This is a genomic window from Symmachiella dynata (genome assembly GCF_007747995.1).
Lineage (GTDB): Bacteria > Planctomycetota > Planctomycetia > Planctomycetales > Planctomycetaceae > Symmachiella > Symmachiella dynata.
In genome coordinates, this window is the sequence record NZ_CP036276.1 from 2,155,530 (window position 1) to 2,166,194 (window position 10,665).

The following is a 10,665-nucleotide window of genomic DNA, read 5'->3' on the forward strand; positions in this document are numbered from 1 at the left end:
GGTGATCAGTATTTTTGTATAGTCTCCACAATTCCACAGTCAGCAGTCAATTTCTATCCTCGCGAATTGTCTTGGATTTATGATTTTCCACCGTTACCGAACCTGGATCCGGATCGTATTGATCGTCTATTGGTCGGCACTGTTTCTTGGGACACATGTCCCGACCGTTCCCGCAGGGGTTGCAAAAGTTTCCGATAAACTGCTGCATTACCTTGCCTATGGCGGACTCGCTTTTTTGCTGGCGCTGGACCAAAACGCGCGCGGTTCGCTGACGTGGCGGCGTCGAGGCCAAATTTTTGCCGTCGTGGCCGTTTATGCGGCACTGGATGAGTTATTGCAAATCCCGGTGGGACGGACGGCAGATGTCCACGATTGGGTGGCCGACATTCTCGGGGCCCTCTGCGGACTGGGCGGGCATTTGTTGTTTTGCTGGGGAATTTGCCGTATTTTTGGAAAGGCGTCGACAGAAGACTGTTGAATCCTAGCATCGATGCGATCGCCGCTTATTCCAGCCCGTAGTCGGTGATTTTTTTGTGCAGGGTATTGCGATTGATCCCCAACCGCGTGGCGGCCTTGGTTTGTACTCCACGACACGAGTGCAGGACCTGTTTGATCAATTCCCGTTCGACGAGCGAAACAATCTGTTCGTGCATGTCGGTCGCTTCTTCGCTCGCGCGTTGCATGCCCAGTTCAACCAACTCGGTGCAGAGCATGCCGGGGTCTTTGACCGCTTGGCGATGCAATCGAGCCGGTGCCAAGCCGCGGACGTGCCGCGGGAACAATTCCGGCATCAGCTTGTCCCCTTCGCACAGCACAATCGCCCGCTCCATGTAGTTTTGCAGCTCGCGGACATTGCCGGGCCAGGCATACTCCATCAGGAGTTTTAATGCTTCAGGTGACATCGTCGGTGGAGTACGGCCGTCTGCTTCGGAATAGCGACCGATGAAATAGTCCGCCAACAACGGCACATCTTCTACCCGCTCACGCAGTGGAGGAAGATCGATCGGCAGCACGTTGAGACGATAATACAAGTCCTCGCGAAATCGGCCCGCTTCGATTTCATCGAGCAGATCCCGATTCGTGGCGGCGACAACGCGGCAATCGACACGAATCGTCCGCGAATCGCCTACGCGTTCAAATTCTTGTTCCTGCAAAACACGGAGCAATTTGACTTGCAGCTTGTAGCTGACGGAATTGACTTCATCGAGAAAAACGGTGCCGCCATGAGCTGCCTCGAAGCGGCCGGTACGATTTTCGTGTGCGCTGGTAAAGGCTCCTTTGACGTGGCCAAACAGTTCGCTTTCCAACAGGCTTTCGCTCAGCGCCCCGCAATTCACACGAACAAACGGGCCAGTCGCACGGCCGCTCAACTCGTGCAACGCCCGGGCAATCAGCTCCTTGCCGGTGCCGGTTTCACCGGTGAGCAATACGGTGGCCGAACTCGGTGCAACCTGACGGGTCATACGGTAGACCGCTTGCATGACATCGCTGGCGCCGACACAGCCCTCGAACATCGAAGGCTGGCCATCCGTTTGGGCCGAGGTTGACGGTGAAGCGACCATTTTTTAGTTGGCGACCTTCAAGGGGATGCCTGGCAAATTCGTGAGGGTGAACCGAATGGGTGCGGGCGTGCACTAATTATTAGCACGCTGCCGGTCCGAAGTGAAGGCGAATGCAGCCTTTGCCCGGTTTTTTCTCGAAAGTTGCTCTCCGGGTTCACTAAAACTTAACAGGTGCCTGTTTGTTGTGCATTCCTGCTGTCGGTTAGCTTGGTATGCGCGCATTTTGGGCGATTTAAGATGGGTGGGGATGGCTGTCTAGCGCGCAACCGTTCGCTAGAAAAATGAGCATCGCGCCAAATGAGTTGGACAGTTCCCTCAAATTCAGCGGAGAAGCCGTCGCCCAGCTGTCAGCTTTGGGGGGCTTCACTGCGCAATGGGAGCGCACCGGGTGGCAAGAGAATCGCTTCGCTAATGTCACTTACAGACGAGTGGGGCGATTAAGGTTGGATCAATTCCAAAGCGGGTTGCTCTTGGAATTCTTGCAACCGCTCACCCACGAGACGGGAATTGGGTCGCAGCGAACCGATCACAGCTCCGACAGCAGTATGCAGCGCCGGGTCACCGGGGGTTTCCCACATTTCGTGGATCTGAGCAATCTGTTCATTGCTGACAACGAGCCCGTGACGTTGAATGTGGAAGGCCAACTGAATGGCGGCTGTGGCTCGTAGGCGCGTCTCGACGCCCTCATCAAGCAATAGCTCGGCCATCTTCTGTTGGGCTTCCCGCGAGGCAATCGTGCCCAAAGCGAGCAAGCAGTTCTCGGTGAGCGGAACATTGTGGGCCGCCACCAAAAGCGAGGGGACCGCCGCTTGCAGGTCGTAAATCTTCGTCCGCTGCCCTTCGGCAATGTGGGCCAGCCAATACGAAGCCACTTCGGCTTGGATAGCCCGCTGTTCTTCGTTGAGCGGCGGAGCCGTCAAGTTTTTCAAAAACGGCGTCAATTGCGCCTGCAGCCCTTGGGTTGTTCCGGTGAGACCGAAGTAGGTGACCAGCGGGTTGTCCTCGACATAGCGGTGCATACGACCTGCGAATTCTTCCGGCCCATATAAAACGATCGGAATGGAGGCAGTCCGCGAATCCGCACGGAAGTTTGTCAGTGTCGAGCTCAGGGGCCATTTGACGGTCGAGGGGTGAATGAAGACGAGTTCGACATCCGCATTTTCGGAGGCGAAACGAAAACCTTCGCGACCCGTGGAACGTAGATGGGGAACGTAGCCCAATTCATTGAGAAATCCGGACATTTGCGAGGCCCGATCCGAATTGGGATCGATCACCAAGGCCACCGGCTTGCCCTGTCCGGTCAAGGCCCGTGACAAGATGCCGATCACGCGATCCACGCCTGGGAATTTGGCTTGTGGGTCGAGTTGCATCACCGTTCCCGCTGCGGCGAATTGCACGCGTGTGTCGGGGTAATTCAACGCAGCCAAGACGGGCGAACGACCGGCGTCGGCCGAACGGACCATTCGCAAGGTTCCAATTTGTCCCAGAACCCGCAAGGCGGCGACCGCGTTGGCAATTTGGCCCCCTTTGAGAGCTTCCGACAAGACGTCAGCGACGACATCTTCGCCGGCGACCAATGACAAGTCATGTGCTGTACCGGGACCGGTCGGCAGCGGCTTGTCCCAGCCGGCCAACATTCCATCGGCGGCGAGTGTCATACTCAAAAATAAGACTTGAATGTCCCGCCGTTCCGGGGATAAAGCCAGGGCTTGGCGGGCAAATTTGCTTCCCACGATGTTCGACGCGACACGGGGCGGAACTTTCACTAAGACGACCGATTCCGCTTCCCGTTTCCAGACCCACAGCGAGACGTTTCCGTCATCGTCGACCAGCCAGTCATATTTGTGCTGGTAATGCAAACGGGCCAAGCGATTCAATTCCGTGACGACGCTTTCCACAGGGGATTCCGCCAAACGACCGGCGTCCATCTTCACGATGCGGGCAATCGCGTCGCGTGCGGCAGCTTTCACACCAGCGGGGACCTTCGGGGAATTGGCGAAATACCACAGATGGTTCAACGTCTCGCGGCTACCGACATGGCCCAGGACCGAAATCAATCCAGCACGGATGTCGTCGTCCGGCATATCCAAAGCGGCGACCAAAGGGGCCTCGGCACGGTGCCCCAAGAGCACCAAGATATGCAGAATGTTGCGTTCCTCTTCGGGCGTCGGACTGTGCTGCAGCATGTTGAGCAGCGGCACGATGATGGCTTGTCCACCATTTTTCAATTCATGCTCTGCGAGCAGTCGCTGCTCATTCGTGCCGCCTAAGTCAGCGACCAATTGTTGGATGCGCACGGGATCACTGGTACGCTCCGCCATCAATCGGTTCACGTCCTCCAGCAAATCGCTGGAGACCGGTTGTAATTCCTTGATATTGGCCAGCTTCATGAATTCAGCCGGACCGTACTTCAATCGCAGATCCAACAGCGTCTGAGCATCGGGCTTCAGCTCCATCAATTGGTCCAGATACAGCCGCGCCAAGCGGGGGCGGGCCAGATCGACCATCAGCACGGCCGCTTCGAACAAGTCCGGAGCGGTCTCGGGCTGCAGCGGAAGTGGCGAGGTTTTGAGCAAATCTTCTCGCCGTTTCGCTTCGGCTGCTGCCGCTGCGTCCGCATCCACTGGAGATGCATCCTGAGCGATCAGGCTTCCCAGAAGAAGGCCGAACGAAAGCATCAGCAAGACGAGGGTGCCGACAAACCGGCGTGACACGTTGGCCATCAACTCAACTCCGACAATCTTCTGCGTGGACGGTCAAACTGCAAGGCGTGAACTCAATTCACGAAACACGGGAACCGACATTCGGCCACTCCGCGAAACGTTGCCTCATCCAACCGAAGAAATCATTTCGGTAACATCAGGGGGGCAGTGTGTGCTCTAATCCGACTGCCTACGCTCCCATGGGGAGAAGAGACGATCGGAAATCAATCATCATATTTTGAGATACCATTGCTATGGTAAAGTGTTTTACGAGTAGATAACAATCATTTTTTCCCTATTACAGGAAAATCGAACGACTTGGCCTGTTACTCAAGCCTCGAATTCGCACTTTGACTACTTGTTGCGTTTTCGCATCATCCCAAAAGTGATTGGGACACTGCATCCGGTTGTGTCGAAAGTGGCGACACGACCGCTGGCGACGAATGGTCTCGATTTAGCGGATATTTACAGCCATTTGGCCGTAAGTCCTCTGAAATCCAGTAATTGACTTCAATTCGACAGGGTTCGTTACGATTCAATCATTTCGTTCGCCACCAGGTCCTCATACGTCTCGCGACGACGAATTATGCGGTGTGTGCCGCCGCTGACCATCACCTCAGCCCCTCGGGGCCGGGAGTTGTAATTGCTGCTCATCGTGGTGCCATAAGCCCCGGCACTGAACGTGCAGATCAAGTCGCCGCGCGACGTTTCCGGCAGCCAACGGGCTTTGGCCAGGACGTCTCCTGACTCGCAAACAGGCCCCACTACGTCGACTGGCTCGCAGCCGGGGATTTCGCCTTCATAGTCGTCCGGAGCTTCCACAGCCGGCTTGACGGGCCAAATCCGGTGAAATGCGTCATACATCGCCGGGCGGACCAAATCGTTCATCGCCGCGTCTTGGATCACGAACAGCTTGCCCCCTTCACGTTTCGTAAACGTCACGCTGCTGATTAGCACACCAGCGTTGCCGCAGATGAACCGTCCCGGTTCCAGTGCCAAACGGCATCCCGCTTCGCGAATCGCTGGAACGATCACGTCGGCAAATGCCTTGGCGGGTGGGGCTTCGTTTTGCTTGTAGTTGATGCCAAACCCGCCGCCGAGGTTGATCCAATTCGTGTCATGGCCGGCCGCTCGAAATTCGTTGACGATTTCGACACCCTTTTTCACGGCCATGGCATAAGGCTCGGTGGTCAAAATCGGCGAACCCAGGTGCATATGGATCCCCACTAATGACAAACGCCCGTCGGCCAACACCTTAGCCGCTAGCTCGCTGGCCCGCTCGATGTCGATGCCGAACTTGTTCCCCTTCTTGCCGGTGGTTGTTTTGGCATGTGTCTTTGCGTCGATATTCGGATTCAAACGCAGTGCCACCGGAGCCACGACGCCCATGTCGCCTGCGACGGCAGCGATCGCGTCGAGTTCCGCTTCGCTTTCGACGTTGAACATCAAGATGTTCGATTCCAGGCCAAAACGAATCTCTGCATCGGTTTTGCCCACCCCGGCAAAGGCGACGCGCGTCGTATCGCCGCCCGCCTGTTGGACGCGATACAGTTCCCCGCCGGAAACAACGTCAAAACTGCTGCCTGCCTCGTTCATGAGCTTGAGGATGCTCAGATTAGAATTCGCCTTCACCGAATAGCAAATCACCGGTTCCGCGTCGGCAAATGCGATTTGGATTTCCCGCAGGTTCGACAGCAACGCATTCTGGGAATAGACCCACAGCGGCGTCCCAAACTCAGCCGCTAGATCAGCGATCCGCACCTCTTCACAAAACAGTTCGCCGTCGCGATATTCAAAATGGTCCATGATGTCCCGCTAGAAAAAAATGATGTCCCGCTCGCAAGATAGCGCAAACGGGTCTGGAAACCAGCTAAAAAACAGGCGACGTTATTTCGTGCCGGCTTTGGAAAACCGGTGGGCGGCGATCAATTCGGCGATCTGAATCGCATTCGTAGCGGCCCCTTTGCGGAGGTTGTCGCTCACGCACCAAAAGCTGAGCCCGTTCTCATGCGAAATATCGCGGCGGATACGTCCCACAAAGACTTCGTCCTGATCGGTGCAGTTCGAGGGGAGCGGATATTGTCCGGTGGCGAGATCGTCGTTCACAACGATTCCCGGGAATTTCGCGAACAACTCCCGCGCTTCGGTGGGGGAAATAGGCCGCTCAGTCTCGACCGTAATCGATTCGCTATGGCAATTGGCGACCGGAATCCGCACGCAGGTGGGATTGATTTGGATCGACTCGTCCCCCAGGATTTTGCGGGTTTCGTAGACCATTTTCAGCTCTTCGCTGGTATAACCATCCGACTTTTCGCTGCCAATCTGCGGAATGGCATTGAAGGCGATTGGGTGGGCGAAGGCCTGATAGGCGTAGTCGTCGCCTTCGAGGTGCGCCTTGGAACCGGCTACCAAATCGAGGCTTCCCTGTGTGCCGGCACCGCTGACCGCTTGATACGTGCTGACAATCACGCGGCGGATGGGGGAGGCATCGTGCAGGGCTTTGAGGGCGACCACCATTTGTGTTGTGGAGCAATTCGGGCTGGCAATAATCCCCGTCGCATCCAGTGCCGCTTGCGGATTGACTTCGGGAATCACCAGCGCCACAGCGGGATCCATCCGCCAATAACCCGACTCGTCAATTACAGTCGCGCCTGCTTTGACCGCCGAAGGCAGGTATTCGGCCGCGATGTCGTCCGGCGTGCTGGCGATCACGAGGTCGCAACCATCGAAACAATCATGCGTGAGTTCTTCGATCGTGTGCTGGCCGCCATTGAACGTCAACGTTTTCCCCGCGCTCCGCGCCGAGGCGAGGAACTTATAGCTTTTCGCGGGAAATTCACGTTCTTCCAACAGACGCAGCATAATCCGGCCTACAGCACCGGTCACACCGATTAAGGCCACCTTTTCAAACACGATTGAATACTCCTGAAAATTGTGCGGCAGTGGGAATCAGTGCCCACAGCCTCAAACTCAACGAAAGAAACGTCCTAACAATCCCGCTCGATGTGCGCACGACTTCCACGATTGCCACAGACGTCGCTGGGGAATTGCGTGCAAGTAAGCACAAACGTGCGGGATTCGATACTATATCGCGATTCGGGTGGTGGATTCAATCATCGGCGGCGCGGGAGACGCTATCGGGGTTTTTGGTCACGAAGCTCCTTGGCAACATTGTCTAGCGTTGGCATAAGCCGGGACTTCGAGATACGCTCCTTTCGTAGCAGATCTAGAAGCTGAGGTGCTTCGGAATAGGGCAAAGTTATTTTGAATAGATTGTCGAGTCCATCTACGTCCTGGATTTTGGGCCAGTTACCGGACCTAAGGAAGTGTTCGTCGGCCAGGGTATGGTGTACAAAAACCGCCTCTTGTGCATGCAGGAACGCATTTTGGCTACGTGGTGCTCGAAAAACCTGCGTTTTCGTTCTTAAGGCATCTCTGAAAGCCCATACAGCTAAACTTTTTTCGTCAGAATCATGATAGCTGTCGGATTTTTTGCTTACATTGGCCGGTATTGCAAAAAACGCTGCAATAAGGGGGTTTCTCGTCCAATCTAAAAGACGCGTTGGTAGCCCATGGTGTCGCGCGAGGGCGGCAGCAGCGTTGATCACAGGGGGCTCAGGCCACCAGTCTTGGGAAAGATTAGATAAGTATTCCTCTCCGCTGATGACTTTGTTGTGATCAGGGACAGCTATTCCAAGCTCATCTGCGCCTTCTACGAACCGGTATACTATTTCCAGCTCAGTCGCGCAATGAAGTAAGTGTTCTGTTGCCCTAACGCTGTTGTTAAGAAAAACCGAATGTGCAAGGGGATCTACTCCTAGTGATTGACGCGATTTACTGTAATTAACCTTCTCTCGCAACTCGTTCTTGACTATTTCAAATAACGAGTCTTGAGGCGTGTTTTCACGCCAAGCTAAGGGGAGCAGTTCCCAATTTTCATCTGACTGGCCGCGAAAGAGCCAAGAGTTAGAGTCTTCCCAGTTCTCATGTGATAACCGAAGTTGGTCCAAAAACTCTGATGCCGTCGAAATTCGGCGTTCTTTTTCAACGGCTACGCCGGTCGACATGCCGAGATTGGACTCTTGCGAAAGGCGTAGACCATTGCCATCGTGGTTCACATCATCTGTCATTTCAGTCATTTTTTGGTCTCGTTTCATGTGAGTCGGAGCAACTTAATATTTTCGCTCAAAGCAGTTCCAATGTCTATTGCTACAGGGATTCGCCTAAGAGTCTTCAGGAAAAGGGTGGCCAAATTTCAGAAAAAGGCGAACTACTGCGATTCTTTTTATTTGAATTCAGTCCTACCGCCTCGATTGCTATACTGCCGGTTACGACAACATTTTTGAGTTTCGAGTTCGCGTTATCAGCGGAAGATCATTTGCAATGAAAGTCTTAGTCGTCGGCCAAGGAGGACGGGAGCATGCCCTGGCATGGAAGTTGTCCCAGTCCCCTTCGGTCTCCAAAGTTTACTGTGCGCCGGGCAATGCCGGTACGGCCGCCGATGCGGTCAATATCGATATTTCCTCCGACGACATTCCGCGGTTGGTGCAATTCGCGCAAGCCGAGCAGATTGGTCTGACCGTTGTCGGCCCCGAAGCGCCGTTGACTGCGGGGATTGTCGATGCGTTTCGCGCAGCGGGATTGACGGTGTTTGGCCCCTCGAAAGCGGCCGCTCAGTTGGAGGGGAGTAAGTCGTTCTCAAAGGAGTTGATGAAACGCGCCACCGTGCCGACCGCCCAATTCGCCGTTTTCAATTCGGCTGACGAAGCGGAAAGTTACATCAATGACCGTGAGGAAACCCCGTTGGTCGTCAAAGCCGACGGACTGGCTGCCGGCAAAGGGGTGGTGGTCTGTGCGAAAAAAGAAGAGGCCATCGACGCACTCAACCGTATCATGCGGGAAACCGAATTCGGCGATGCCGGTCGCCGCGTCGTCATCGAAGAACGTCTCGACGGCTTGGAAGTGAGTATTCTGGCAATCGTCGACGGCAACACGATCATTCCGCTGGAAACCTCGCAAGACCACAAACCGGCCTACGACGACGATAAAGGTCCCAATACGGGCGGTATGGGCGCCTATAGCCCCACGCCGCTGGTTTCGCCGGAATTGATGGATCAAATCATCACGCAAATCCTCGTGCCCACCGTCGACACGATGAAGAAGTCGGGCTGCGCGTTCAGCGGCATTTTATACGCCGGTTTGATGATCACCAATCAAGGCCCCAAGGTGCTGGAGTACAACGTCCGCTTCGGCGACCCCGAAGCCCAACCGGTGCTGATGAGGCTAAAAACGGACTTGGCGGAAATCCTTTTAGCCGGAGCTCAGGGGCAGTTGAGCAAACTTCCCCCTCTGGAATGGGATGACCGTCCGGCCGTTTGTGTGGTGATGGCGTCCGAAGGGTACCCGGGCGATTACGAAAAGGGCCGAGTGATTCGCGGTCTGGACGCAGCCGCCGAGCTGGCCGACACCAAGGTTTTTCATGCCGGAACATCCTTGCAAGGCGAAGAGGTCGTCACCAATGGCGGCCGTGTGTTGGGCGTAACGGCTTTGGGCAACACCGTCGCCGACGCCAAGTTGAAGGCCTACCAAGCAGTCAAACGCATCCGCTGGGACGGCGCCTGGTGCCGGCATGACATCTCGGACAAAGCGCGGTGAAGCGAATCAAGATTTTCTCATGCTCGACGAAGGACATGAAGTGAGGTCCCTATGAGCTACTTCAGTCCGAGTCCCGAAGTCATTTACTACACCTGGGCGGTGTTGTTGATACTCGCCTCAATTGGTGCGTGGTTATTGACGCTCTTTACGATGCCCGGCAACTGGTTGATCGTGGCCTTGGCGGCTGCGTTTGCCTGGTTTTATCACTCGCCCGCTGCCCACGGGTTGTCGTGGTGGGTTGTCATTGGACTGGTCGCTTTGGCCGGGCTGGGGGAATTCGTCGAATTCGTAGCCGGTGCCGCCGGTGCTGCGAAAGAGGGGGGCAGCCGACGAGGGATGATTCTCGCCATCGCGGGTGCGGCGGTCGGCAGTATTGCCGGCGCCATTGTCGGCGTGCCGATTCCCATCGTGGGTTCGATTGTCGCCGCTCTGGGCGGAGGTGCTGCGGGCGCATTCTGCGGGGCCTATCTTGGGGAATCGTGGAAAGGTGAAAAAAACCATTCCGAAACGCTAGCTGTCAGCAAAGCGGCCCTGATTGGGCGGATTTTGGGAACAGTTGGGAAATTGATCGTGGGGGCAGCAATGGTTGCCGTTGTTTCGATCGATGCCTTGTTTTAGTCACCAGCTAAAACGGATGCTTGTGTCCGTATATGGCCGGAGTTTGCACGGATACCATTGGCGCAGCTGCAATTTCTTGTATCCTGATGTGTATCGAAAAATAAAAGTCTTTGCGTGCGGGTGCTGAT

General features: G+C 55.5%; 8 protein-coding genes. 3 read left to right on the top strand and 5 right to left on the bottom strand.

What is annotated here, in order from left to right; genetic code table 11:
* Positions 1 to 79: 79 nt before the first annotated feature.
* Positions 80 to 478, top strand: a complete 399-nt coding sequence (locus tag Mal52_RS08350; protein ID WP_145375413.1) for a VanZ family protein — start codon at positions 80 to 82, stop codon at positions 476 to 478.
* A 25-nt stretch (positions 479 to 503) separates the two neighbouring features.
* Here Mal52_RS08350 and Mal52_RS08355 read toward each other — a convergent pair whose 3' ends face one another.
* From Mal52_RS08355 to Mal52_RS08375, 5 genes are all read right to left on the bottom strand, one after another.
* Positions 504 to 1,514, bottom strand: coding sequence for a sigma-54 interaction domain-containing protein (locus tag Mal52_RS08355; protein ID WP_197533791.1), 1,011 nt, complete (start codon positions 1,512 to 1,514; stop codon positions 504 to 506).
* Positions 1,515 to 1,999: 485 nt separating this feature from the next.
* The gene (locus tag Mal52_RS08360) at positions 2,000 to 4,285 is read right to left on the bottom strand and encodes a HEAT repeat domain-containing protein (protein WP_145375415.1); all 2,286 of its coding nucleotides are present in this window, start codon (positions 4,283 to 4,285) and stop codon (positions 2,000 to 2,002) included.
* A gap of 507 nt (positions 4,286 to 4,792) precedes the next feature.
* Positions 4,793 to 6,070 (bottom strand): diaminopimelate decarboxylase, encoded by a 1,278-nt coding sequence (gene lysA, locus Mal52_RS08365; RefSeq protein ID WP_145375416.1) that lies wholly within the window; start codon positions 6,068 to 6,070, stop codon positions 4,793 to 4,795.
* An 81-nt stretch (positions 6,071 to 6,151) separates the two neighbouring features.
* Positions 6,152 to 7,177 (bottom strand): aspartate-semialdehyde dehydrogenase, encoded by a 1,026-nt coding sequence (locus Mal52_RS08370; protein WP_145375417.1) that lies wholly within the window; start codon positions 7,175 to 7,177, stop codon positions 6,152 to 6,154.
* A 221-nt stretch (positions 7,178 to 7,398) separates the two neighbouring features.
* Entirely contained in the window at positions 7,399 to 8,403 is a 1,005-nt protein-coding gene (locus Mal52_RS08375; RefSeq protein ID WP_197534752.1) for an FRG domain-containing protein, read from the bottom strand.
* Positions 8,404 to 8,647: 244 nt separating this feature from the next.
* On the opposite strand from Mal52_RS08375, the gene purD reads away from it, so the two are divergent.
* Positions 8,648 to 9,919, top strand: coding sequence for a phosphoribosylamine--glycine ligase (gene purD / locus Mal52_RS08380; RefSeq protein WP_145375419.1), 1,272 nt, complete (start codon positions 8,648 to 8,650; stop codon positions 9,917 to 9,919).
* A 51-nt stretch (positions 9,920 to 9,970) separates the two neighbouring features.
* Positions 9,971 to 10,537: a DUF456 domain-containing protein gene (locus Mal52_RS08385; protein ID WP_145375420.1), complete on the top strand. Its 567-nt coding sequence runs from the start codon at positions 9,971 to 9,973 to the stop codon at positions 10,535 to 10,537.
* Positions 10,538 to 10,665: the final 128 nt, after the last annotated feature.